Here is a 22,741-nt window from a genome sequence, read left to right as displayed (position 1 = left end):
ATGCAGCCGGCGGAGACGCTCTCCCCGGACGACATCGCGACCATGGTCCGCCTGCAGGCCGACTGGTATGCGCGGCACTGGGGCTTCGGTTCCGCCTTCCGCGCGCAGCTCGAGGCGGAGATCGGCGCCTTCGCCGCGGCACTGCCGCATGCGGATTGCCGCTGCTGGCTGGTGCGCCGCGAGGCCGGGGTTCTCGGCGGCATCGCCATCGACGGGCGTGCCCGGCCACAGGCACGGCTCCGCTGGTTCTTCCTGGACGCGGCGCTGCGTGGTGGAACCGGCAGGGAGCTGCTCGACGCTGCCCTCGGATTCTGCCGTAGCCGCGGCTTCGCCTCGGTCTGGCTGACCACCTTCGCCGGGCTGGATGCCGCGCGCCGGCTCTACGAAACGGCAGGCTTCCGCGAGGAGCATGCGGCGAGGGACAGCGGCTGGGGCGCTGAGGTGCTGGAACAGCGGATGCGCCTGACGCTGCGTCCCACGGGAGCCGGCACAGGCTGATCCGGCGCGACGCGTCTCGCGCCGCGATATCGTTCGGCAGCATTTGATGCGGCTCGGCGCCATGCGCCTGCGTGGCTGCCGCTCAACGCGCCCTGCACAACCTGACATGCCGACCGGAATACAACTATGCCGTGTGGCATTTGTCAGCCATTGTGAGCAATGTCAGGTGATCTAACACATTGTATAGATCGTAACGAACAGTGCGTTACTTTTCCTGATCTGACACAGGCCCGCATACAAACCAAGACTGACACTTATGGACAATGTAAAACCCTCTAAGGAACTTGACATTGTCGCCTCATTTTTTATTATTCGCTCGTGATTTGGTTCAATCCGTGAGGTTGTCGCCCGATGCGTTCCATCCTGTCGCGACAGAAGCCCAAACCCGGCACGACGCTGCACAAGGTGCGGCGCTGCCGCCGCGGCACCTCCGGCGTCGAGTTCGCGGTGCTGCTGCCCGCCTTCCTGATGGTGGCGGTCGGGATCGTGGAGGTCGGCTGGCAGCTCTCCATCGCCTCCGCCCTCGACCGGGCCGTGTCCAAGGCCAGCCGCTTCGGCGTCACTGGCCAGGCCACGCGCGCGGGTGCACCGGCGGAGCTCACCTGCCGGTCGCAGACCATCCCCTGGATCATCACCAACACGGCGAACCGCCTGCTCGATCCCGCGCGGCTGCAGGTCACCACCAATGCCTATGGCAGCGCCTCGGGCATGGGCGGCACGCCCACCGCCGGCGCCGGCACCGGCCGCCAGGTCGTCACCTACGAGGTCACCTACACCGAGCCGTTCATGAGCGGCGTCTGGCTGCGGCTGATCGGCGGTCCCGAGCACCTGGTCCACCACGCGACGATCGTCGTGAAGAACGAGGCCTTCGACAATGCGATCTGCTAAGGGTCCCGCGGCCATCCGGGGCGGAGCGGGCCTGTTCCGCCCCATGCATCTGGTGCCGCAGTCCCGCCTGCGGCGCGACGCCGCGGTGGTGGATTCCGCGGATGCCGGCGGCATCTGGCGCGTCGCCGGCGCGCGCAGCCCCTGGCGCCTGCTGCGCGGCCGCCGCACCGCCGGCGGGATCCTCGGCGACCGCCGCGGCACGACCGCGGTGCTCACCGCGATGATGATGACGGGCATGATCGGCGCCGCCGGCCTGGCGGTGGATTCCACGCGGCTCTGGCTGGTCGAGCAGAAGCTGCGCACCGCGGTGGATGCCGCCGCGCTGACAGCCGCGCGCCGCATCACCGATGCCTCGCGCGACGCGGAGGCCACCGCGGTGTTCTGGTCGCACTTCACGCAGCGCAACGGCGCGCTCGGCTATCTCGGCGCCACGATCGAAGGGCCGGTGATCACGCCCGATCCGGCGCAGGCGTCGCGCATCCGCGTGGATGCCACCGCCTCCGTGCCGACTTCGTTGTTCCGCTTCCTGTCGGATGGCACGATGCAGCGCACCGGCAGCGCGACGGTGCAGCGCGGCGGGCAAGGGCTCGAACTGGCGATCGTGGTGGACCAGACCGCCTCGATGCGCGAATCCGCCTCCGGCAGCAGCGGCAGCAGCGGGCGCGGCGGCGGAAGCAGTGGCAGCGGCAGTGGCAGCGGCGGCGCGACGACCAAGCTGGACGCGGCGCGCACGGCCATCCACGCGATGCTGGACGTGCTCTATGCCGGCAGCGACACGCAGCAGAACCTGTATGTCTCCGTCGTGCCCTTCTCCCGCACCATCAACATCGGCACCGGCAATTCCGCGATGCTCGACACCGCCGGAATGCCCGCCGGCTGGAACCTCGCGAACTGGAGCGGCTGTGTCGAGGCGCGGCGCAACGGTCACGACACCACCGATGCCGCGCCCACCGGCGCCGCGCGCTTCCGGCCCTATTTCTGGCAGAGCACCTATCGCCGCGTCGGCACCGTCGCCGCCGGCCGCTGCCTGCCCGGCAACGCGTATTCCAGCGGCGGCAGCAGCAGCGTGAGCCATTGCCACGGCGACAATGACTGGCCGAACACCTTCGGCGCGCCGACCGCGAGCCAGCTGAATGACAACGCCATGTATGCATACCTGCGGAATGCCGGCATGACCGCGGCGCAGTCCGCGGGCCCGAACCTGCTCTGCGCGCTGACGCCGATCCAGCCGCTGACCGCGAGCCGCACCGCGGTGAATGCCGCGCTCGCCGCGATCGAGGCGCCGATCAAAAGCGGCGGCACCACCACCGCCGTGGGCCTGCAGGGTGCGTGGTACACGCTCAGCCCGAACTGGCGTGGCCACTGGCAGGATCCGAACAGCGGCATCCCGAACACGCCGACCCTGCCGCTGCCCTACAACACGCCCAACATGCGCAAGGTCGTCGTGATCCTGACCGATGGCGACAACAACTGGCAGGCGCCCTATGGCGCAAGCTGCGGCTCTGCCAATGACAGCGTCTGCTCCACGCCGACGCCCGGCCAGACGGAGCTGAACTACAACGCCTATGGCCGCGTCGCCGACTACAATGCAGCCTTTCCCAGCGCGCGGATCGAACCGGTGACGTCCGCCAATGCGGATACCCGGCTCGACCAGCGGTTCAGCGCGGTCTGCGAGGCGATGAAGGCGCCTGGCGTGAACATCACCGTCTATGTCGTTGGGTTCGAGGTCGCCTCGGGCCATCAGGACCTGCTGCGTGACTGCGCAACCAGCCGCGACCACTACTTCCAGAGCCCGACGGCGGCCGAACTGCAGGCGGTGTTCCGCCAGGTCGGCGCCCAGCTCGCAAGCATCCGGATGGTGGATTGAGCCGTCGCCGCCCGCGCCGACGGCGGAATGGACCGTGAATCCCCGGTGAGCACGGCGCGCCCGCCGCAGCGGTTCAGACAGAATCATACCAAGTCCGACAAAACCTGATTTGAGGATTATTCCGGCAGCGTCTACCCGTCTTCGTTGCGGGCAAGCCCGCATGGAGATCGGATCGGCGCATGAAGCGGCCTCGCACACTGCAGGCGCGAGCCTCCCGGGTGGCATCGGATGCGAAGCGTGATCGCGGCGGCATGGTCGCCGCCGAGTTCAGCTTCATATTCCTGGCGATCCTCGCCGTGATCATCGGCCTGGTGGAAGTGACCTGGCAGTCCACCGTCGCCGCGGCGCTGGATCGCGCGACACTGCGCGCCAGCCGCTTCGGCATCACCGGCCAGGCGACGCGCCCCAACACCCCAGCCGACATCACCTGCCGTTCGCAGACCATCCGCTGGCTGGTCGCCAACGCCACCGGCAGCATCCTGACGCCCGAGCGGATCCTGGTGACGACGGCCGCCGTGGACAGCCCTTCCGACCTGAACGGCACGGCCACGCCCGGCGACGGCACCGGCGGCCAGGTGGTCACCTACAACGTGACCTACACGGAGCCCTTCCTCACCGGCGCGTGGCTCAACATCCTCGGCGGGCCGGCGCAGCTCGTGCATCACGCCGCCGTCGTGGTGAAGAACGAGGCCTTCGACAATGCCGTCTGCTAGCCTCGATCGGCGCGGCAGCGCCAGCGTCGAGTTCGGCCTGCTGATGCCGGGCCTGTTGCTGCTCGCCCTCGGCGCGACCGACCTGGTGAACTTCATGCGCGCGCAGATGCGCCTCGATTCCGCGGCGCTTCAGGTCGGCCAGCTCGTCACCCAGTGCAACCGCATCTCCAGCCCGGGCGACACGGACCAGTTCTGGAGCTACGCGCAGCGCATCGTCGGCAATCTCGGCAACATCACCGGCGCGAATGCGAGCGGCGCGATCATCCTGACGGCGGTCGCGCTGCGCGACGGCGCGAGCGAGGTCGTGTGGCAGCACCGCAGCGGCGTCAGCACGCAGGCCAGCGCCGTCGGCTCCGGGCCAGGCCCGGCCACGCTGCCCGGCGGCTTCACCGTGCCGCAGGGCACCACGCTGTTCGTCACGGAGGTCTACCTGCCGCAGGACCCCTGGTCGCTCGGCGCCATCTTCATGGCCCCCTGGACGCAGCAGACCCTTCGCGGCGTGACCTATTTCGTGACGCGCGCCCCCGATGCCGCCTCGCTCCAGCTCACGCCGCAGACCAGCAACCAGCCCGACTGCACCGGCTGAGGGAGACCGGCGATGGACAAGCGCGGCACGACCGCGGCCCTGACCGCCATGATGATGGCGACGCTGATCGGCGCGGCCGGTCTGGCCGTCGACAGCACGCGCATCTGGCTGGTGGAGACCCGGCTGCGAACGGCGGTGGACGCCGCCGCGCTGACCGCGGCGCGCCGCATGACCGACCCAAGCCGGGACGCGCAGGCGACCTCGGTCTTCTGGTCGCATTTCACCCAGCTCGACGGCTCGCGCGGCTATCTCGGCGCCACCATCTCGGAGCCGACGATCACGCCGGGGGACGCGGCCTCGCTCAGCGTCTCTGCCAGCGCCACGATCGGCACCACCCTCTTCGGCGTGCTGTCCGAAAGCAATGTCGTCCGAATCGAGCGCGCGACGGTGCAGCGCGGCGGCAGCGGGATCGAGCTGGCGCTGGTGGTGGACCACACCTCCTCCATGCGCGAGGCGGCAGGCAACGGCATGGGCGGCACCAAGCTGGATGCCGCGCGCGCTGCCATCCACACCATGCTCGACGTCCTCTATGGCGGCCGCGACACGCAGCAGAACCTGTTCGTCTCCGTCGTGCCCTTCGCGCGCACCATCAACATCGGCACGGGCAACTCCGCGATGCTCGACACCAGCGGCATGCCCTCCGGCTGGGATCTCGGCAACTGGAGCGGCTGCGTGGAGGCGCGGCGCAACGGGCACGACACCACCGATGCCGCACCCACCGGCGCCGCGCGCTTCCGGCCGTATTTCTGGGAGAGCACCTACCGCAAGGTGGGCACGGTCGGCTCCGGCCGCTGCGTCTCGACCAACGCCTATTCGGGCAGCAACAACAACAACCGCTTCTGCCATGGCGACAACGACTGGCCGAATACCAACGGGGCGCCCACCCAGTCGCAGCTCAACGGCAACTACATGTACGACTATCTCCGCGACCAGGGCATGCCGCATGCGGAAGCGGTCGGGCCGAACCTGCTCTGCGCGATGAGCCCCATCCAGCCGCTGACCGCCAGCCGCACGGCCGTGAACACCGCCCTGTCCCGCATCCTGGCGCCGATCAAGAGCGGCGGCACCACCACCGCCGTCGGCCTGCAGGGTGCGTGGTACACGCTCAGCCCGAACTGGCAGGGCTATTGGCAGGATCCGAACAGCGGCATCCCGAACACCCCGACGCTGCCGCTTCCCTACAACACGCCGAACATGCGCAAGGTCGTGGTGATCCTGACCGATGGCGACAACAACTGGCAGGATCCCTATGGCGCAAGCTGCGGATCCAGCAGCCGTGGCGTGTGCTCCACCGCCTCAGGCACGGAGCTGAACTACAATGCCTATGGTCATGTCTCCGATTACAACGCCATGTTCCCCAGTGCGCGCATCAGCCCGGTGACGCAGTCGAACGCGGATACGCGGCTGGACCAGCGATTCACGGCGGTCTGCAACGCCATGAAGGCGCCGGGCGTGAACATCACCGTCTACGTCATCGGCTTCCAGGTGAATTCCGCGCATCGCACCATGCTGCGCAACTGCGCGACGACGCCCGACCACTACCTGGAAAGCCCGACCGCCTCGCAGCTGCAGACCGTGTTCACCCAGGTCGCTGCGCAGCTCGCCAGCGTGCGCATGACGGACTGAAGACGACGCCGCGCGCGCTCAGTCGCGCGCGGCGAGATGGGCGAAGGCGCGCGCCAGCTCCGCATAGATGTCGCGCTTGAAGGCCACGGCCAGGCCTGGCAGTTCCGCCAGCCGCGCCCAGCGCCAGGCGTCGAATTCCGGATGCTGGTCTGCGTCCAGCCGGATGTCGGCATCCACGCCGGTGAAGCGCAGCGCGAACCATTTCTGCCGCTGGCCGCGATAGCGCTGCGCGATGCGGAAGCCGCGCGCCGCCAGGTCGAGCGGGAAGTCGTAGGTCAGCCAGCCCGGATACTCCTCCAGGATCTCCGCCCGGGCGGTGCCGACCTCCTCCGCCAGTTCGCGCAGCACGGCGACGCGCAGATCCTCCCCTTCATCGACGCCGCCCTGCGGCAACTGCCAACCGCCGGCCGCGCCCTCCGCGTTCGGCAGGTCGGCGCGGCGCGCCACGAGCACCAGCCCCGCCGCGTTGAACAGCAGCGCGCCGACATTGGTGCGATAGGGTTTCTGCGTCAGCGCCATCGCTGCCGGATCTCCGCGATCATCGCCGCCGTGGCGGCATCCGATGCCCCGGCATTGCCCGACAGCACAGGCAGGATGCCGCCGGCAAGCTGCTTGCCCAGCTCGACGCCCCATTGGTCGAAGGGGTTGATGCTCCAGAAGGCGCCGAGGCAGGCGACTTTGTGCTCGTAGAGCGCCACCAGCGCGCCCAGCGACTCCGGCGTCAGCGCCGGCAGCAGGATGGAGATGCTGGGGCGGTCGCCGGGGAAGGTCCGGTGCGGCGCAAGCCGGTCCACCTCCGCCACCGGCAGGCCGGATTTCTTCATCTCCGCCCGCGCCTCCGCCTCGCTGCGGCCGCGGGCCAAGGCCTCGGCCTGGGCCAGCGCATTGGCCAGCAGGATGCGATGGCTTTCCGCATGGCCATGGTCCGGCCGCGCGACCAGCACGAAATCCACCGGGACGGGCGTGGTACCCTGGTGGATCAGCTGCATGAAGGAATGCTGCGCATTCGTGCCGGGCTCGCCGAACACCACCGGCCCGGTCGGCATCGCCACGGGCGCGCCCGCCAACGTCACGCGCTTGCCGAGCGATTCCATCTCGAGCTGCTGCAGATGCGCCGGCAGCCGGGCCAGGCGCTCGTCATAGGGCAGCACCGCGCGCGCGGGGTAGCCGAGCGCATCGACGTGCCAGATCTCGGTCGCGGCCAGCAGCAGCGGCAGGTTCTCCGCCTCCGGCGCCTCCAGGAAATGCGCGTCCATCGCGCGCGCGCCTGCAAGCAGCCGGGCGAACCCATCCCAGCCGCAGGCCAGCGCGACGGAAAGGCCGACCGCCGACCACAGCGAGAAACGCCCGCCGACCCAGTCGCGGAAGCCGAAGACGCGCTCCGCCGGGATGCCGAAGGCCGCAGTCGCCACAAGGTTGGTGGAGAGCGCCGCCATCTGCGCGCCCGCCCTGTCCTCGCCCAGCGCCTCCGCCAGCCAGGCGCGGACCAGCCGCGCATTGGTCATGGTCTCCTGCGTGGTGAAGGTCTTGGAGGCCACCAGCACCAGCGTGCGCCGGGGATCCAGGCGCGCGCGCAGCTCGTCCCAGGCATGCGCATCCACGTTGGAGAGGTAGTGCGCGCGCAGCGCCGCGCCCGGCCGCCACAGCGCCCGCGTCACCATCGCGGGGCCGAGGTCGGAGCCGCCGATGCCGATGTTCAGCACATCGGTGAAGGGCGCGCCGTCGGTCGCGACGATGCGGCCGGCATGCACCGCCTCGGTGAAGCCGCGCATCGCCGCCAGCGTCGCATGCACCGCCGCCGAGGCATCCTCGCCATCCGCCGTGAAGGCGCCCGGCGGCCCGCGCAGCGCCATGTGCAGCGCCGCCCGGCCTTCCGTCACGTTCACCGCCTCGCCCCGCGCCATCGCATCGCGGAACGCCAGCACGCCGCGGGCGCGGGCGAAGCCGAGCAGCGCGTCGAGCACCGCCTCGGTCAGCGCGGTGCGGGAAAGATCCAGCAGCAGCCCCGCGCCGCGATGGCTGAACCGGGCGAAGCGGCCGGGGTCGGCATCCAGCCGGGCCCGCACCGCCGCCCCATCGGGCCGCGCCGCCAGCGCCCGCACGGCCTGCCAGGCCGTCTCCGGCGTGCCGGCCGCCGGCGTCGCCGATCCCGCCATGCCTTCCTCTCCCCCGCGCGCCGCGCGCAGCCAGATGTTTCGTTCGCCGAGTTCGGGTTAGATAGTCCCCGGGGGATCGACTGCGAAGGGAGCGGGATGGCCGGCGCCCGACACGGCGTGGAGAGCACGGGGCCGGCATGGCAGCGGCTGCGCCTGGCGTTGGTCGCCTTCGCGCTGATCGCCACCGGCCTCTTCACCGCCGCCAGCATCGCCGATCGCGACGCGACGCTCGCGCAGGGCCGCACCGTGGCGGAGAATGCCGCGACGCTGCTGGCGGAAACCGCCGAGAGCGCCTTGCGCATCGCCGAGCTCACCACGGCCAATGTCGCGGAGCTGGTCGACCGCAACGGGCTGGAGGCGCTGCGCGACCGGAGCTGGCCCGATCTGGCCGCGCTGGACGCGCTGGCGCAGGAGATCGGCGCCATCTGGGTGACCGATGCGCGGGGCGAGCTGGTCGCGACCTCGCTGCGCCCCGATCCGCCCCCGCTCGACCTCTCGCGCGAGGAATGCTTCCTGGCGGTGGCTGCCGGCGCGGGCGAGCACCTGGCCCGGCTGGATCTCTCGCCGGAAACGCGGGTCTGGAACTTCGGCTGGATGCGCCCGCTGTATGCGCAAGGCGTGTTCATCGGCGCCGTGCATGCGGCGATCCATGTCAGCGAGTTCAGCCGCGTGATCGAGCGCCTTTCGCTGGGGCCCGCCGCGCAGGTCCGGCTGCTGCGCGCGGATGGCGCTGTGCTGCTGCGCTGGCCGCTTCCGCCGAGCCCGCCCGTGCCGCCGGAGGAGCCGCGCACGGGCGAGTCGGGGCACGACCAGGAGACCGGCGCCGATGGCGTGGACCGGCTCGTCGCCTGGCGCGCTTCCGTCACGGTGCCTGCCGTGGCGGTGGTCGGGATCTCGCTGGACGACGTGCTGGCGCCCTTCCGGCACCGGCTGACGCGCAATGGCCTGTTGTTCTGCCTCTCCTTCCTGCTTGCCGGCAGCCTGGGCATCGCGGCGCTGCGTGCCGGCCGGCGCGAGGCGGATGCGATCCGCACCACGGTCGAGCGCGGCACGGCGCTGGCCGAGGCGCTGTCGGACCGCCTGCATCTGCTGGCCTCGCTGCAGGAAGGCGAGGCGCGGCTCCGGCTCGCGCAGCAATCCGGCGGCATCGGGCTCTGGGACCTCGACCTCGAGACGTCCCGCATCGCGCTGGCGGGCGAGGTGTTCGGCGAATGGGGCCTGCCCGGCGCCGAGGTGCGCGGCTTCCGCAGCGTTCCCGTGCGCGCGCTGCTGCGGGCCATGCATCCCGACGACCGCGGCACCGTGGTGGCTGCGGTCGCCGACGCCGTGCGACGCGGCGCGCCGCTCGATGCGGAATTCCGCCTCGCCGGCGCCCGGCCGCCGCGCTGGATCGGCGTGAAGGCCGAGGCGCGCCCCGCCGGAGAGGGCAGGCCGCGCCGCCTGCTCGGCATCGCCCGCGACGTCACCGCCGAGCGCCGCGCGCAGCAGGCGATGGAGGAGGCGCGGCTGACGCTGGAACGCCGCGTCGCGGAGCGCACCGGCGCGCTGGCCGAAGCGAATGCCCGGCTGCGCGAGGGCGAGGCGCGCTTCCGCGGCCTGTTCAACGCGACCTTCCAGTTCATCGGCCTGCTCTCGCCCGACGGCACGGTGCTGGAGGCCAATGCGGCAATGCTGCGTCTCGGCGGCGTCACGGCGGGCCAGGTGATCGGCCGGCCCTATTGGGCGGCGCCCTGGTGGCCACAGGACGCGGCGACCCAGGCCCAGCTCTGCGACGCCATCGAGGACGCTGCATCCGGCCGCTTCGCGCGCTGCGAGACCTCGATGCGCAACGCCGAGGGCCAGGATGTGGCAGTGGACTTCTCCGTCACGCCGGTGCGCGGCGAGGACGGCCAGGTCTCCCTGCTGGTGGCGGAAGCGCGCGACATCTCCGCGCTGAAGGCGGCGCAGGCGCTGCTGCACGAGGCGCAGAAGATGGATACGCTCGGCCAGCTCACCGGCGGCGTGGCGCATGACTTCAACAACCTGCTGATGGCCGTGCTCGGCAATCTCGGCATCGCGCGACGGCGGGCGGAGGTGACCGCGCCGGAATTGCTGCGCCAGCTCGATTCCGCGGTGCAGGCGGCGGAGCGCGGCGCGACGCTGACGCAGCGGCTGCTGGCATTCGCGCGCCGGCAGGACCTGAAGCCGATGCCGGTGGACCTGCAAGACCTGCTGATGGGCGTGGAGGCGCTGCTGCGCCGCTCCGCTGGCCCGCTGGTCGCGCTGGAACTGGACGCGCCGGAGGACCTTCCGCCGGCCCTGGTGGACCCGCATGCGCTGGAACTCGCGCTGGTGAACCTGGCGGTGAATGCGCGCGATGCCATGCCCGAGGGCGGCAAGGTGCGCATCAGGCTCGCGCTGGTGGATGGGCCGGCGCCGGGCCGGCTGCCCGCCGGGCGCTGGCTGACGGTGGCGGTCAGCGACACCGGCAGCGGCATGGACGAGGCGACGCTGGCGCGCGCCGTGGAGCCCTTCTTCACCACCAAGGCCGCCGGGCAGGGGACCGGCCTCGGCCTCTCGATGGTGCATGGCCTCGCCGCCCAGTCGGGGGGCGCGCTGGTGCTGGATAGCGCGCCGGGGCACGGCACCACCGCGACGCTCTGGCTGCCCGCGACAAGCCGCGTGCCCGTGGCGCCGGAGCCGCTCCACGCCGCCGAGGCGACGCTGCGCGGCCGCGGCGCGGTGCTGGTAGTGGACGACGAGCCACTGGTGCTGGAGAGCACTGCCGCGATGCTGGAGGAGCTGGGCTACGAACCCGTGCCGGCCGAGAGCGGCGAGGCGGCGCTCGCGCTGCTCGATGCGCGCCGCGACGTCACTGCGGTGCTGACGGACCACGCCATGCCGGGGATGACGGGCGCGGCCCTGGCGGCACGGCTGCGCGTGGACCATCCGGGCCTGCCGGTGATCCTGGCCACCGGCTATGCCGGCGGCGGGCAGGAGGAACCCGGCGCACCGCCACGCCTGTCCAAGCCCTACAGCCTGGCGCAGCTTTCCTCGGTGCTGAGCGGCGCCATGGCGCGCGCGGCCGAATAGCCGGGGGCCGAATAGCCGGGGCGTGATTCGCACGCGCCGATCTGCTCTGCTTCCCCGCCGTCCGAGGAAGGAAGCAACGCCATGCCCCCGTCGCGCATCGCCCGGCCAGGTCGCCGCGCCGTTCTCTCGCTCGGCGCGCTGCTCGCCGCGCCCTCCGTCGCGCGCGCCCAGGCCTGGCCCTCGCGCCCGGTCCGCTTCGTGGTGCCCTATGGCGCTGGCAACCAGGCCGACCAGGTGGCGCGCGTGCTGGCCGATGCGCTTGCCGCGCGCTGGGGCCAGAGGCTGGTGGTGGAGAACCTGCCGGGCGCGGGCGGCGCGATCGGCGTGGCGCAGATCGCGCGCGCGGCGCCCGACGGCTACACGATCGGGCTGATCGCCATCGCGGCCCTCGCCATCACGCCGCACATCCAGGCCGCACCTTATGATCCGCTGACCGACCTCGCACCGCTCGGCGCGGTGACGGTCTCGCGTTCCGCGCTGGTGGTGCATCCCTCGCTGCCGGTGAACACCCTCGCGGAGCTGGTCGCGCTGGCGCGGCAGCGCAGCGGCGATCCGCTGTTCTTCTCGTCGCCCGGCATCGGCACCATCCCGCACCTGAACATGGAAATGCTGGCGCGCGCCCTGGCCTTCCCCGCGCATCACGTGCCTTACCGCACGGCCGGCGCGGCCACCGCGGACCTCGTTGCCGGCCGCGTGCAGATGGCGCTGGACGGCATCACGGTGACGCTGCCGCATATCGAGGCAGGGCGGCTCCGCGCCCTCTTCGCCACCGGCGCCGAACGCCTGCCGCAACTGCCCGAGGTGCCGGCCCTGGCGGAGGCCTCGCCCGGCCTCGACCTGCCGAGCGCCTGGCAGTCCGTGCATGGCCCGCGCGGCCTGCCGGAGGAGATCGCGGCGCGCATCGCCGCCGATGTCGCCGCCCTCGTCGCCGATCCCGACTTCGCGCGGCGCCTGCCGCAGGGCTCCGACGCGCTGGTGCTGTCGCGGGAGGAGACGGCGGCGCGGATCCGCTCCGACAACGCCCGCTTCGGCGCGCTGGTGCGCGAGCTCGGCCTCAGGGCCGGCTGAGCGATGCCGATCCCCTGCCGCATCCGCCGCCTCGGCGACGCCCCGATCATCCGTCCGGGCATGGGCGCGCGCATCGGCACCAACATCCAGGGGCCGAGCCTGATCCGCGTGCCGGATTGGGTGAAGGCGCCGCTCGGCCGCTACTACCTCTATTTCGCCGACCACAAGGGCGACCACATCCGCCTCGCCTTCGCCGATGCGCCGGAAGGCCCGTGGCGCATCCACGATCCGGGCGCGCTGGCGCTGGCCGACTCGCTGTTCCCGACCGCGCCGCCGCCCCGCCCGGCGACGCCTTCGCAACGCCCGCCGCGCCCGAACGAGGCACCGCCCGGAACGGCCGGCGTGCCGGATCCGGAGGAGGACGCGACGACGCCGCACATCGCCTCCCCGGATGTCCATGTGGACCAGGAGAACCGGCGCATCGTGATGTATTTCCACGGCCTCTCGGCCTGGCGCGAGCAGCGCACGCGCGTCGCGACCTCGCCGGACGGGCTGGTCTTCACGCCGCGCGCGCCGCTGCTCGGCCCGTCCTATTTCCGCGTCTTCGCGCATGGCGGCGCGACCTATGCGCTCGCCATGCCGGGCGTGTTGTACCGCGCCGCCGATCCCTTCGGCCCCTTCGAGCCCGGCCCGGACCTGTTCGGCGATCCGAACCAGCGCCATGTCGCGCTGCTGCCGCGCGGCGACACGCTCTGGGTGATCTGGAGCCGCGTGGGCGATGCGCCCGAAAGCCTGCTGCTGTCCCGCGTGGACCTCCGCGGCGACTGGCGCGAGTGGCGCGCCGGACCGCCCGAACTGCTGCTGCGCCCGGAGACGGAATGGGAAGGTGCGGCGCTGCCGGTCGCGGGCTCCTGGCGCGGTGCCATCAATCACCCGGTCAATCAGCTTCGCGACCCCGCCATCTTCGAGGAAGGCGGCCGCGTCTTCCTGCTCTACGCGGTCGCCGGCGAGAGCGGCATCGCGATCGCGGAACTCGAAGGCGTGTAGGCCGGGACCTGTCGCCTACGCCGCCTGGCGCAGATTCCAGAACAGCGGCGGGCCGCGCAGCACGCCGGTGAGGCGGCGGCGATAGGCGGTCGGCTGGAAATACTGGCCGAGCGGCAGATAGGGCACCTCCTCGAAGGCGAGGCGCTGCATCTCGGCCGCGATCGCCCGCTGCGCGGCCAGATCGGGCGCGTCGATCCAGGCAGCGGCGAGCGTCTCCATGCGCGGGATCGTGGGCCAGCCGAACCAGCCATCCTGCCCGCTGCCGCGCAATGGCTGGTGCAGGCCGGGATCGAGCAGGTCGAGCGTGGCGAAGCCGCTGTAGAAGCAGGACCAGCCGCCGCGTTCCACCGGCTCCCGGCTGGCGCGGCGCTGCACCACCGTGCCCCAATCCGCCGCGACATGGTCCACGTTCAGGCCGAGCCGGCGGAACAGGTCGGTGCCGACCTCGCCGGCCGCCTTCCCGGTCGGGAAGTCGGTCGAGACCAGCGCCACGATGCGCTCGCCGCGATAGCCGGATTCGCGGATCTCCCGCCGAGAGCGTTCCAGGTCGTGCGGACCGGTGATCGCTTCCATGCCGGCCTCGCTCGCCAGCGGCGAACCCGGCGGCCAGATGCCGACGCCGTCGCGCCAGGCGCCGGGCTCGGCGCCCGCCACCGCAGTCATGAAATCGGCCTGATTCACCGCATGCAGCAACGCGCGGCGCAGCGCGGGATTGTCGAAGGGCGGATGCAGGTGGTTGAAGCGGCACAGGCTGATCGAGCCGAGCAGCTCCGTGGTCACCACGGCGATGTCGTCGCGCCGGCGGAGCAGCGGCAGCAGGTCGAAGGCGGGCTGCTCCCACCAGTCCATCTCCCCGCGCTGCAAGGCGGCAGCGGCCGTGGCGGGGTCCGGCAGCGTGTGCCATTCGACGCGGTCGAGATGGACGCGCTTCGGCCCCGCGGTCCATTCGGGCGTGCCATCGGCGCGCGGGACATAGTCCTCGAACCGCTCATAGACCGCCAGCGCGCCCGGCACGCGCTCCTCCGCGCGGAAGCGGAAGGGGCCGGAGCCGACCACCTCCGTCACGGCACGCGCCGGATCCGTCCGTGCCAGGCGTTCCGGCATGATGGCGCAGATCGGCGAGGCGAGCTTGCCCAGTGCGTCGAGCATCGGGCCGAAGGGGCGCGAGAGGCGGATGACGAAGCTGCGGTCGTCCGTCGCCGCGATCTCCTCCACCCGCGCGGCCATCAGCCGCCCGAGCGGATCGCGCTGCCACCAGCGCTGGATGGAGGCGACGCAATCGCGCGCGCGCACCGGCTCGCCGTCGTGGAAGCGCAGCCCTTCGCGCAGCCGGAAGGTCCAGCGCCGGCCGTCATCCTCGACACGATGGCCCTCTGCCATCTGCGGCACCGGCCGCAGCGCGGCGTCCAGGCCGTACAGCGTGTCGTAGACCATCAGCGCGTGGTTGCGCGTGACATAGGCGGTGGTCACGACGGGATCGAGCACCGCGAGATCCGCCTGCGGCACGAAGCGCAGCCGGCGCGCCGCAACGCCCGACGCGCGGACCGAAGGCATGGGCAGCGCAAGCCCGCCCGCGACGACGGAGATCAGCTCCCGGCGTCCTGCCATTCCAGTCCTGCCCCTGCGTATCGGTGCCATACGATGTGCAATACAGCATGATGGGCGGGATCGGCGGGGCATGCGTTGCTGGCGGTTGGCCGGCCTATCGCACCCCCGGCGCCTGCGGCCGCGCGGCGCCCGGTGCGTAGCCGAACTCGCGGCGGAACGCGCGGCTGAAGGTGGTCGGCTCGGCGAAGCCGAATTCCTGCGCGATGTCCTGGATGGCGCGGCGGTCCTGCGGATCGGCAATGGCGCGGTGCACCCGGCGCAGCCTTTCACGCTGGATCTCCCGCGCGACGCCGCCGACCGGCTCGAACAGGCGGTAGAGCTGAGAGCGCGACATGCCCGACAGGCGGCACAGCAGCTCCGCCGTCAGTTCCGGCGAGCGGAGATGCTCATGGATGAGGCCGCGCAGGCGGGACAGTCGCGCGGCCTGCACCAGGGCCTTGTCCACCGGCTCGGCCGTGGCGCCGGCGGCCAGGGCGGCGCCCAGCAGGGCGCGGATCGCCTCCACCGCGCGGGGCATCTCGGCCTGCCGCATGGTCGGGAGTTCGGCGGCAAGTTGATCCAGGAACCGTCCCAGCAGCCGGCCGGAAACGGAATCGAGCGGTCCCGGCCGGCACCGGTCCAGGGCGGGGCCGAGATCGGCGACGCTGTCGCGCGGGACGACAAGGCAGAGGAACTCCGCGTCGTGCAGCGCGCCCTGGAAAGGCTCGGCCAGGGACAGCAGCGCCGGCACGCCGAGTGGCACCGCGCCGTCGAAGCCTGATGCCCGCAGCGCGTGGCTGCCGCGCGTCGCCAGGCAGAAGACGGCGTGGTCGAGCAGGTCCCCGCGGATCTGGTCCGGCGTGCGGTCGTAGCGGGCGCGGCGCGCCACGACGCGATGCAGCGCCATGGCCCCGAGCACCCAGCGCTCGCGCTCGGCGGCGCTGTCGTCGAGCAGCATGCCCGGCGCGCAGCCGACCTTCCCGATGGCGAAGGACTCCCCATCCGGACTGGCGCCGAGATGCCGCGTGGCAACGCTCCTTTGCACGCCGTGCTCCGGTCCATGGCTGCCCGATGGCTCGCCGCTCAGCATCCCAGGCTTGGAAGGAGACCGCAACGTGGGAATCGGCGCGCGGCGTCCCGGGCGGAACGCAGCGAACACTCGGAGGATTCCCGGCGCATCGCCGCGCCGGCTCGCCCGGATAGCCTGATCGGAACGGCAACGTCCGGAGGAAGGGTGGCGCCAGCCTTGGACAGAAGCTTGGGCCGCAAGCGGCTTCTGCTCGTCTGGCTCGGGCGCGACGAGGCTGCCTCGGCGGCCGGGCCGGGCGCGAACGCCCCTGCGCCCTGCGCGGAGGGCGTGACTGCCCTGCCCGAACTGTCCGGCGCGGTGGACATCATGCTCCATGCGCTGCCGGACCTGCCCGGCGCCTCGCTCTCCCCTGACCATCTGGTGGATGTCGCGCAGCGGATCGAGGATGCGCTGGCGGCGGGCTGCGATGGCGCGATCGTGGTGCAGGGCGCCGAGACCATCGAGGAATCCGCCTTCCTCCTCGACCTGCTGGTGGGCGGGCCGAAGCCGGTGGTGGTCACGCCCATCCCGCGCGGCACCGCCCTGTCTGGCGCACCGATCGCCGGCAGCCTGCTGGCCGCGGCGCGCGTCGCCGCATCGGAGGAAGCGCGCGACCTCGGCACGCTCGTGGTGGCGCAGGGCCGCATCCATGCGGCCCGCTTCGTGCGGGATGTCGGCAGCGGCGCCGCCGCCTGGCTACGCTCCGAACTCTTCGGACCGATCGGCGCCTTGCTCGACGACCGGCCGCGTTTCTGGGTGCGCGCGGCGCGGCTGCCCGTGCTGCCCTCCTATGGTGGCCCGCCGCGTCCCGTGGCGCTGATGGGCTGGGCGATGGGCGATGACGGCGTGCGGCTCGCGTCCCTTCCGATGCTCGGCTACGCCGGGGCCGTCATCGAGGGCCTGGGCGCGGGCCATGTGCCGCAGGAGGCGGTGCCGCGCCTCGCGACGCTGGCGGCGCGCATGCCCGTGGTGCTCGCCGCGCGCAGCCGCGACGAGGTCATGGTCGCGCCGGGCGGAGAGGTGGGCGGCGCCCGCCCGGCCCTGCTGCGGCACGGCCTGATCGCGGCCGGTTGCCTCACCGGGGCCAAGGCAAGGCTGCTGCTGGGCCTGGCACTGCGCGGCAATGGCGGGCAGGCGGCGGCAGCGGCGGCCTTCGCCCCCTACCAATGACCATTTGCGCACGGCTTGATTGGCTTTCCATGCCCGAAGGCGGCTAGGGTCGTCCGCGAAACTGAATTGCGGAGCTCACCGGTTGTCCTCGCCGCGCCTCGACGATACCGCCGAGCGGGTGAGGCTGGGCAACGCCGGCGACGTACTGCCTGCGGCACGCCGCGCGCCGCTCGCCTTCTCGACCCTGGATTTGCCACCGGCCGAGCAATTCGCCGCCTGGCACGAGTCCAGCGCCGGCACGGTGGACACTGCGCCGCTGCGGGATGCGGCGGCGGGCTTTCCCGCGCGGCGCGAGGTGTGGCGTTTCGGACCGCTGGCGCTCGCGACGATGCAGGCGCCGGCGGCGCGGCTGTCGCGCAGCCTCGCCCAGTCGCGGCGCAACGGGCTGGACCACTGGATGATCAGCGTCGCGCGGCGCGGCGAGCGGCGCATCCGCAGCGGCGACACCTGCCTGATGCTGTCGGCCGGGGCGGTCAGCGTGGGGTCGCTGGATGACGTCTTCGTCTCCGACCGCTCCGACATCGATTGGCTCTGCCTCTTCGTGCCGCGCGAGGTGCTGCCGGAACTCGGCGCGGCGCTGCATGCCTCGCGCGACGCGCCGCTCGACAGCGCCATGGGGCGGCTGCTCGCCGCCTATATCCTGCAGCTCGCCGCCGAGATGCCGGCGCTCGGCGCCGCGGAACTGCCACGCGTCGTGGAGTCCACGCGCGCGATGATCGCCGCATCCATCGCGCCGGGGGCCGGCACGATGGCGGCGGCGCGGGCACCGCTGGAGCAGGTGCTGATCTCCCGCATCAAGGCCCTGATCCGCCAGCACCTGCGGTCCGCGATGCTCGGACCCGACCGCCTGGCGAAGCTTGCCGGCGTCTCCCGCTCCCAGCTCTATCGGCTGTTCGAGCCGCAGGGCGGCGTGGCGCATTACATCCAGACGGAGCGCCTGCGCGCCGCCGCCCGCGCGCTCGGCGATGCCGCCGACACGCGAGAGATCGCGAGCATCGCGGAGGATGTGGGTTTCTTCGACCACTCCTCCTTCAGCCGCATCTTCCGGCGTGAATTCGGCTGCTCCCCACGGGAGTTCCGCATCGCGGCGCTGGCGGGGCAGGCCTTCGCACCGTCGCGCGGCGCAGCGGAGATGCGCCCGCGCGACCACGCCGAGCTGCTCCGCCGTCTCTGACGCAGCGTCAGCCCCGGCGGCGCAGCGCGGCGTCCAGGCTCCACGGACCCGGCCCGGCGACGGCGATGTAGAGGAAGACGAAGCAGTAGAGGATTGCCGCGTCGCCGCCGTTCAGGGTCGGGAACAGGTCGCGCGGGGCATGTCCCAGGAAGTAGGCGAAGGCCATCTCGCCCGAGGCCACGAAGGCCGCAGGCCGCGTGAACAACCCCAGGATCAGCAGCGCGCCCAGCACCAGTTCGAGCGCGCCGGCAATCCAGGAGAGGGTGAAGACCTCGGGACCCGGGCCACCATTCGCCATCGGCGGAAAGCCCAGCAGCTTCTGCGATCCATGCAGGAAGAAGATCAGCGCGGCGACAATGCGCAGCACGCTCAGCATTCTCGGCGCCCAGGCCTGTAGCGTGGGCGAGACGATGAAGTCGGACACGCATGAACTCCCGGCTTTGTTCAGCTTGGCGCGTCGCGCCTCGGCGCCAACGGCCGGGAAGGCCCAACGTTGCGCCCGGACCTGCGCCGGGCGCCGCCCGTCACCAGGCGATGGCAACGCCCCCGCCGCCGCGCGGATCGGCAGCACCCGAAGGCTTGCCGTCGCGCAGCAGGATGGCATGCGCGCGGCTCATCGTGGGATCGTAGGAGATGGGCGAGTGCCGCACCTCGTGGCCAAGCGCGCGCAACCCCTCCACCACGTCGCCCTGCACGCGCGCCTCGCAGAAGACCGGGCCGCCCTCGCAATGGATGCGCGGGAAGGAGACCGCCTCCACCGCCGTCATGCCGAAGTCGATGGCGTTGACGATGGTGGTGAGTACGGAGGAGATGATGACGCTGCCGCCGGGCGCGCCCACCACCATCCAGGGCTCGCCATCCTTGGATACGATGGTGGGCACCATGCCGGTGGTGCGCGCCTTGCCCGGCGCCATGCTGTTCGCGCGGCCGGGCCGCATGTCGAACAGCTTCATGGCGTTGTTCCAGTTGAAGCCAAGGCCTTCGGTCACCACGCCCGCGCCGGTGCCGAGGGTGTGCGTGAGGGAGACGCAATTGCCCGCCGCATCCCAGACGGAGAGATGCGTGGTGCAGGAGGGCGGCGCGCCGATCCGGCCGCCGGGCAGCCAGCCATCCCGGATCTTTCGCGCCCACTCCGCGGCGCGGGCCTTGGAGATCATCGTCTCCACCGGCACCTCCACGAAGGCGGGATCGCCGAGCCAATGCTCGCGATCCTCATGCGCCGCCGCCATGGCGCGCGCGACAAGATCCAGGTGCCGCACGCTGCCGGGATGCACGCCGACGAAGTCGAAATTCTCGAGGATGTTGAGCATCGCGATCAGCACCGCGCCCGATCCCGGCGGCGGATTGGAGGCGATCTCGAAGCCGCGATAGCTGCCGATCACCGGCGGCGATTCCACCGGGTGGTAGGAAGCGAGGTCGCTGGCCGTGACAAAGGCGCCGTGGCTTGCGAAGTCCTCTGCGATGCGCCCGGCGATCTCCCCGGTGTAGAAGTCGGCGGCGCCCTTCGCCGCGAGCCGGTCCAGCGTGTCGGCCATCTGCGGATGGCGGATGACGTCGCCCACCTGGTGCAGCGCGCCGTCCTTCAGATACAGCGCGGCGCAGGCCGGCGTCTTGGTCACGCGCTGCATCCCGGTGGGCAGGCCGGGCTGCGGCGGGCGAACAAGAAAATCGGCGAAGAAGGGCGTGACGGTGATGCCCTCCTTCGCCATGCGGATCGCCGGCGCCAGCAGATCGGCCCAATCCCAGGAACACAGCGTGGCGTGAAACCGCGCCAGGCCGGCGACGGTGCCGGGCGTCATGATCGCGGTGTAGCCGAGTTCCGCGCGATGATCCTCGAACAGCGCGTAGCCGGAGATGGCGGAGCGGCCCTTGCTGTCGGCCGCCCACATGTCGGGCGTGACCTTCGCGCCGGCGCGCGCGTGGAAGTCGATCATGCCCTGGCGGCCGCTGCGCGCATCCCGGTACTGCAGCGTGCCCATGCCGCCGAGGCCGCACATGAAGGGGTCCTGCAGCATCTGGCAGAAGGCCGTGGCGAGCGCCGCGTCGAAGGCGGTGCCGCCGCGCCGCAGAATGTCCGCGCCGACATCCGCCGCGCGCGGCTGCGGGCAGACGACGATGCCCTTCACCGCGCTAGGCCGCCGCCGGCAGCGAGACGCCCACCAGATGGTCGCGCGTGACGATGGCGGCGAGCCGCGCCTCGTCCCAGCCCTCGGTCCCGGCGGGGCGCTGCGGCAGCACCATCCAGCGATAGTCGGCGGTGGAATCGACCACGCGCACCTCGACACCCTGCGGCAGCACCGTGCCCCATTCGGCCAGCACGCCGCGCGGGTCGCGCACCGCGCGCGCACGATACGCGGCCGACTTGTACCAATGCGGCGGATAGCCGAGCACCATGCGCGGATAGCAGGAGCACAGCGTGCAGACGACCAGGTGATGCACGCGGTCGGTGTCGGCGAGCACGCCAAGCGGCGGCGCGCCGGCCATGGAGACGCCCATCTGCTCCGCCGCCTCCGTGCCGTCGCGCAGCAGCAGCGCGTGATAGGTGGGATCGGTCCAGGCGCGGGCGACCATGCGGGCACCGATCTCGGGGCTGGCGCGGTCGGTGCGCTCGATCTGCGACGCGATCTCCTCCTCGCTGACGATGCCGCGTGCCGCGAGGGCGGCGACGAAGCGTTCCAGCAGGGCGATGCTTTCTGCGTTCGGTGGCGCTGCCATCAATTCGCCTCCCGCGGTTCGAGCCAGTGCTCGAAAATTTCCACGAGCAGCGTGTCGCCCTTGGCGCCCTCGTTGAACAGCGCGGGCTGGTCGAAGCGCACATGGTACAGCGGCACCTTCGCCGCCGGGCGCGAATAGGCCAGGTCCTCCGGGTTGGCGAAGCTGCCGAGCGGCCGCTCGATGGTGCCCCCCAGGCCGCGCAGGTAGTGCGGCGTGCGGATGTGGCAGGGGCCGCGCAATTCGGGGAAATCGCGCTTCACGCGCACAGGCTGGCCGGGCTGGAAGGTCATGGCCGAAGCTCCTCCGCCGCAACCACGCCCTTCTCCGCCATGATGCCGCTGATCGAGCGCAGCCAGCGCTCGTAATAGCCGAGGGCGTGATACTCGGCCTCGGGCAGCGCCTCGATGCCGCGGCGCATCTCGTCCACCGTCAGCAGGCCCTTGCGGGCAAGGAGCTGGCGGATCGCGTCCACCCGCTTGCCGAAGGCGTCGGGCGGCGCCTCGTCATCCGGGTCCACCGGCGTGCAGCGGAAGCGCGGCGCGCCGCCGAGGTCATGGGTGGCGGGCGGGGGCGTCTCGTCCATGGCGCGGCAGGTTAAGGCGGGCGGGCGTCGCGCTCAATCGCGGCCTACTTCACCTCCTCGTCCGGCATGAGGCCCCAGACATCGCCGCGGCGGAGATAGCCGCGATGACCGGCGACCTGCACCTCGCACCAGGCGCTCGAAGCCTCGCATTCGCGCACGCGGGCGATCACGCCGGGGCGCAGCCGGGCGGCCGCGCCGGACTCGGCGGAGGCGTCGCGATGCAGCGTCACCTCCCGCGCATTCGCCGGCGGACGCACCAACACGGTGCGGCGGCCCTGCAGGGTGGATTGATGGACCCAGCCTTCCGCGCCCTCGGCATCGCGGATTCGACGCCAGACCTGGAACTCGCCGATGATCATCACCGGCAGGTCGCGGCGCTGGAAGGTCCATTCGATCGGGAAGGTCGTGTTCGGCCCGACCCGCATATTCACCTGGTCCGACCGCAGCGAGGCGAACCGCGGCAGCGGGAAGCCGCTCACCGGCCCGACGCTCGGCGGCGGCGGCGGCGCGGGCGTGGCCGCGGCGGGCGGCTCGGGCGGGCGGTTCGCGGCGCTGGCGGCGCCGGCGGCGGCAGCCCCGGCCGCAGCCCCCGCAGCGGCGCCGGCCGCCGCGCCGGGGCGGCGGTTCTGCGGCGGCGTGCGGTTGCCGACAGTGGGAGGCGGGGCGGGCCGCGCCGCCCGGCCTTGCGTTGCCGAACCGGATTGGCTGCGCGACGACGCGGCCGGCTGGCTCGCGCGCGGCGGCGCCGGGCGGGCGGTGGGCTGTGCCGGTACGGAGGCAGCCGGCCGCGAGGCCGGGGCGCTCTGGGCCGGCGGGGGGCTCGGCGCCGGGGCGGCGGGCGGCGCATTCAGCGGGCGCGGCGGCGGGAGGCTGCCGGGGGCCACCGTCTGCGGCGACGCCGTGCCGGCGTGCAGCGTCAGCAGCGCCACCAGCAACGGAAGGAACACGCGCATCCCCGTTCCCTCCGACAGTTTTGCGCGCC

At 72.1% G+C, this 22,741-nt stretch carries 21 protein-coding genes; 11 read left to right on the top strand and 10 right to left on the bottom strand.

Annotation, left to right across the window (positions count from 1 at the left end; all coding sequences use genetic code 11):
• The 6 genes from E4T13_RS17655 to E4T13_RS17630 all read left to right on the top strand — a co-directional run bounded on the left by E4T13_RS17655 (position 1) and on the right by E4T13_RS17630 (position 6,178).
• Positions 1 to 498, top strand: a complete 498-nt coding sequence (locus E4T13_RS17655) for a GNAT family N-acetyltransferase (RefSeq protein ID WP_137179597.1) — start codon at positions 1 to 3, stop codon at positions 496 to 498.
• A gap of 351 nt (positions 499 to 849) precedes the next feature.
• Positions 850 to 1,386: a TadE/TadG family type IV pilus assembly protein gene (locus E4T13_RS17650; protein WP_137179596.1), complete on the top strand. Its 537-nt coding sequence runs from the start codon at positions 850 to 852 to the stop codon at positions 1,384 to 1,386.
• Positions 1,373 to 3,253 (top strand): pilus assembly protein TadG-related protein, encoded by a 1,881-nt coding sequence (locus E4T13_RS17645; protein WP_137179595.1) that lies wholly within the window; start codon positions 1,373 to 1,375, stop codon positions 3,251 to 3,253. The genes E4T13_RS17650 and E4T13_RS17645 overlap by 14 nt, the downstream gene beginning before the upstream one ends.
• Positions 3,254 to 3,432: 179 nt before the next feature.
• Complete coding sequence (locus E4T13_RS17640) at positions 3,433 to 3,966, top strand: TadE/TadG family type IV pilus assembly protein (RefSeq protein WP_137179594.1); 534 nt, start codon at positions 3,433 to 3,435, stop codon at positions 3,964 to 3,966.
• A complete protein-coding gene (locus E4T13_RS30905; protein ID WP_137179593.1) occupies positions 3,953 to 4,552 on the top strand; it encodes a TadE/TadG family type IV pilus assembly protein in 600 nt (199 codons plus the stop codon). Before E4T13_RS17640 ends, E4T13_RS30905 begins: the two co-directional genes overlap by 14 nt.
• A gap of 12 nt (positions 4,553 to 4,564) precedes the next feature.
• On the top strand, positions 4,565 to 6,178 hold the full coding sequence (locus tag E4T13_RS17630) for a pilus assembly protein TadG-related protein (RefSeq protein WP_137179592.1): 1,614 nt from the start codon (positions 4,565 to 4,567) through the stop codon (positions 6,176 to 6,178).
• 18 nt (positions 6,179 to 6,196) lie between these two features.
• Here E4T13_RS17630 and E4T13_RS17625 read toward each other — a convergent pair whose 3' ends face one another.
• Together E4T13_RS17625 and pgi are read right to left on the bottom strand one after the other, a co-directional pair.
• Positions 6,197 to 6,697, bottom strand: coding sequence for an RNA pyrophosphohydrolase (locus tag E4T13_RS17625; RefSeq protein WP_137179591.1), 501 nt, complete (start codon positions 6,695 to 6,697; stop codon positions 6,197 to 6,199).
• Positions 6,688 to 8,334 carry a glucose-6-phosphate isomerase gene (pgi, locus tag E4T13_RS17620; RefSeq protein WP_137179590.1) on the bottom strand — a complete coding sequence of 549 codons (1,647 nt, stop codon included), beginning with the start codon at positions 8,332 to 8,334 and terminating at the stop codon, positions 6,688 to 6,690. Before pgi ends, E4T13_RS17625 begins: the two co-directional genes overlap by 10 nt.
• Before the next feature lie 96 nt (positions 8,335 to 8,430).
• Between pgi and E4T13_RS17615 the strand changes: the two genes are divergently transcribed.
• The 3 genes from E4T13_RS17615 to E4T13_RS17605 all read left to right on the top strand — a co-directional run bounded on the left by E4T13_RS17615 (position 8,431) and on the right by E4T13_RS17605 (position 13,461).
• Complete coding sequence (locus E4T13_RS17615) at positions 8,431 to 11,406, top strand: hybrid sensor histidine kinase/response regulator (protein ID WP_137179589.1); 2,976 nt, start codon at positions 8,431 to 8,433, stop codon at positions 11,404 to 11,406.
• Between the two features lie 81 nt (positions 11,407 to 11,487).
• On the top strand, positions 11,488 to 12,474 hold the full coding sequence (locus E4T13_RS17610; protein WP_137179588.1) for a tripartite tricarboxylate transporter substrate binding protein: 987 nt from the start codon (positions 11,488 to 11,490) through the stop codon (positions 12,472 to 12,474).
• A 3-nt stretch (positions 12,475 to 12,477) separates the two neighbouring features.
• Positions 12,478 to 13,461 (top strand): hypothetical protein, encoded by a 984-nt coding sequence (locus E4T13_RS17605; protein ID WP_206030202.1) that lies wholly within the window; start codon positions 12,478 to 12,480, stop codon positions 13,459 to 13,461.
• 15 nt (positions 13,462 to 13,476) lie between these two features.
• Here E4T13_RS17605 and E4T13_RS17600 read toward each other — a convergent pair whose 3' ends face one another.
• Positions 13,477 to 15,069: an ABC transporter substrate-binding protein gene (locus tag E4T13_RS17600; protein ID WP_137179587.1), complete on the bottom strand. Its 1,593-nt coding sequence runs from the start codon at positions 15,067 to 15,069 to the stop codon at positions 13,477 to 13,479.
• A gap of 94 nt (positions 15,070 to 15,163) precedes the next feature.
• The gene (locus E4T13_RS17595) at positions 15,164 to 16,093 is read right to left on the bottom strand and encodes a helix-turn-helix domain-containing protein (protein ID WP_170985056.1); all 930 of its coding nucleotides are present in this window, start codon (positions 16,091 to 16,093) and stop codon (positions 15,164 to 15,166) included.
• 201 nt (positions 16,094 to 16,294) lie between these two features.
• Here E4T13_RS17595 and E4T13_RS17590 point away from each other — a divergent pair, with 201 nt between their 5' ends.
• Both E4T13_RS17590 and E4T13_RS17585 read left to right on the top strand, forming a co-directional pair.
• Positions 16,295 to 17,287 (top strand): asparaginase domain-containing protein, encoded by a 993-nt coding sequence (locus tag E4T13_RS17590; protein WP_170985055.1) that lies wholly within the window; start codon positions 16,295 to 16,297, stop codon positions 17,285 to 17,287.
• Between the two features lie 82 nt (positions 17,288 to 17,369).
• Positions 17,370 to 18,461, top strand: a complete 1,092-nt coding sequence (locus E4T13_RS17585) for a helix-turn-helix domain-containing protein (protein WP_170985054.1) — start codon at positions 17,370 to 17,372, stop codon at positions 18,459 to 18,461.
• Positions 18,462 to 18,468: 7 nt separating this feature from the next.
• Here the strand turns inward: E4T13_RS17585 and E4T13_RS17580 are convergent, their stop codons facing one another.
• From E4T13_RS17580 to E4T13_RS17555, 6 genes are all read right to left on the bottom strand, one after another.
• Positions 18,469 to 18,885 carry a DoxX family protein gene (locus E4T13_RS17580; RefSeq protein ID WP_240791177.1) on the bottom strand — a complete coding sequence of 139 codons (417 nt, stop codon included), beginning with the start codon at positions 18,883 to 18,885 and terminating at the stop codon, positions 18,469 to 18,471.
• A 100-nt stretch (positions 18,886 to 18,985) separates the two neighbouring features.
• Positions 18,986 to 20,587 (bottom strand): gamma-glutamyltransferase, encoded by a 1,602-nt coding sequence (ggt, locus tag E4T13_RS17575; RefSeq protein WP_170985053.1) that lies wholly within the window; start codon positions 20,585 to 20,587, stop codon positions 18,986 to 18,988.
• A 4-nt stretch (positions 20,588 to 20,591) separates the two neighbouring features.
• Positions 20,592 to 21,176 carry a nitrile hydratase subunit alpha gene (locus tag E4T13_RS17570; RefSeq protein WP_137179583.1) on the bottom strand — a complete coding sequence of 195 codons (585 nt, stop codon included), beginning with the start codon at positions 21,174 to 21,176 and terminating at the stop codon, positions 20,592 to 20,594.
• On the bottom strand, positions 21,176 to 21,466 hold the full coding sequence (locus tag E4T13_RS31015; RefSeq protein ID WP_137179582.1) for an SH3-like domain-containing protein: 291 nt from the start codon (positions 21,464 to 21,466) through the stop codon (positions 21,176 to 21,178). The genes E4T13_RS17570 and E4T13_RS31015 overlap by 1 nt, the downstream gene beginning before the upstream one ends.
• A complete protein-coding gene (locus E4T13_RS31010) occupies positions 21,463 to 21,759 on the bottom strand; it encodes an SH3-like domain-containing protein (protein WP_137179581.1) in 297 nt (98 codons plus the stop codon). Before E4T13_RS31010 ends, E4T13_RS31015 begins: the two co-directional genes overlap by 4 nt.
• A 44-nt stretch (positions 21,760 to 21,803) precedes the next feature.
• Entirely contained in the window at positions 21,804 to 22,712 is a 909-nt protein-coding gene (locus tag E4T13_RS17555) for an SH3 domain-containing protein (protein WP_137179580.1), read from the bottom strand.
• Between the last annotated feature and the right edge of the window lie 29 nt (positions 22,713 to 22,741).

The organism is Roseomonas sp. AR75 (assembly GCF_005222815.1).
In the GTDB taxonomy this organism is placed as follows: domain Bacteria; phylum Pseudomonadota; class Alphaproteobacteria; order Acetobacterales; family Acetobacteraceae; genus Falsiroseomonas.
Note: the sequence above shows the minus strand (reverse complement) of the source record. Positions and strands in the feature narration are given on the sequence as shown.

Bases quoted from the DNA above. Each gene is read 5' to 3' on its own strand.
- E4T13_RS17645 (WP_137179595.1), top strand. From the start codon at position 1,373: ATGCGATCTGCTAAGGGTCCCGCGGCCATCCGGGGCGGAGCGGGCCTG.
- E4T13_RS17610 (WP_137179588.1), top strand. From the start codon at position 11,488: ATGCCCCCGTCGCGCATCGCCCGGCCAGGTCGCCGCGCCGTTCTCTCG.
- E4T13_RS17570 (WP_137179583.1), bottom strand. From the start codon at position 21,176: ATGGCAGCGCCACCGAACGCAGAAAGCATCGCCCTGCTGGAACGCTTC.
- E4T13_RS17655 (WP_137179597.1), top strand. From the start codon at position 1: ATGCAGCCGGCGGAGACGCTCTCCCCGGACGACATCGCGACCATGGTC.
- E4T13_RS17555 (WP_137179580.1), bottom strand. From the start codon at position 22,712: ATGCGCGTGTTCCTTCCGTTGCTGGTGGCGCTGCTGACGCTGCACGCC.
- E4T13_RS31010 (WP_137179581.1), bottom strand. From the start codon at position 21,759: ATGGACGAGACGCCCCCGCCCGCCACCCATGACCTCGGCGGCGCGCCG.
- E4T13_RS17605 (WP_206030202.1), top strand. From the start codon at position 12,478: ATGCCGATCCCCTGCCGCATCCGCCGCCTCGGCGACGCCCCGATCATC.
- E4T13_RS17640 (WP_137179594.1), top strand. From the start codon at position 3,433: ATGAAGCGGCCTCGCACACTGCAGGCGCGAGCCTCCCGGGTGGCATCG.
- pgi (WP_137179590.1), bottom strand. From the start codon at position 8,334: ATGGCGGGATCGGCGACGCCGGCGGCCGGCACGCCGGAGACGGCCTGG.
- E4T13_RS17630 (WP_137179592.1), top strand. From the start codon at position 4,565: ATGGACAAGCGCGGCACGACCGCGGCCCTGACCGCCATGATGATGGCG.
- E4T13_RS31015 (WP_137179582.1), bottom strand. From the start codon at position 21,466: ATGACCTTCCAGCCCGGCCAGCCTGTGCGCGTGAAGCGCGATTTCCCC.
- E4T13_RS17615 (WP_137179589.1), top strand. From the start codon at position 8,431: ATGGCCGGCGCCCGACACGGCGTGGAGAGCACGGGGCCGGCATGGCAG.
- E4T13_RS17625 (WP_137179591.1), bottom strand. From the start codon at position 6,697: ATGGCGCTGACGCAGAAACCCTATCGCACCAATGTCGGCGCGCTGCTG.
- E4T13_RS17650 (WP_137179596.1), top strand. From the start codon at position 850: ATGCGTTCCATCCTGTCGCGACAGAAGCCCAAACCCGGCACGACGCTG.
- E4T13_RS17600 (WP_137179587.1), bottom strand. From the start codon at position 15,069: ATGGCAGGACGCCGGGAGCTGATCTCCGTCGTCGCGGGCGGGCTTGCG.
- E4T13_RS30905 (WP_137179593.1), top strand. From the start codon at position 3,953: ATGCCGTCTGCTAGCCTCGATCGGCGCGGCAGCGCCAGCGTCGAGTTC.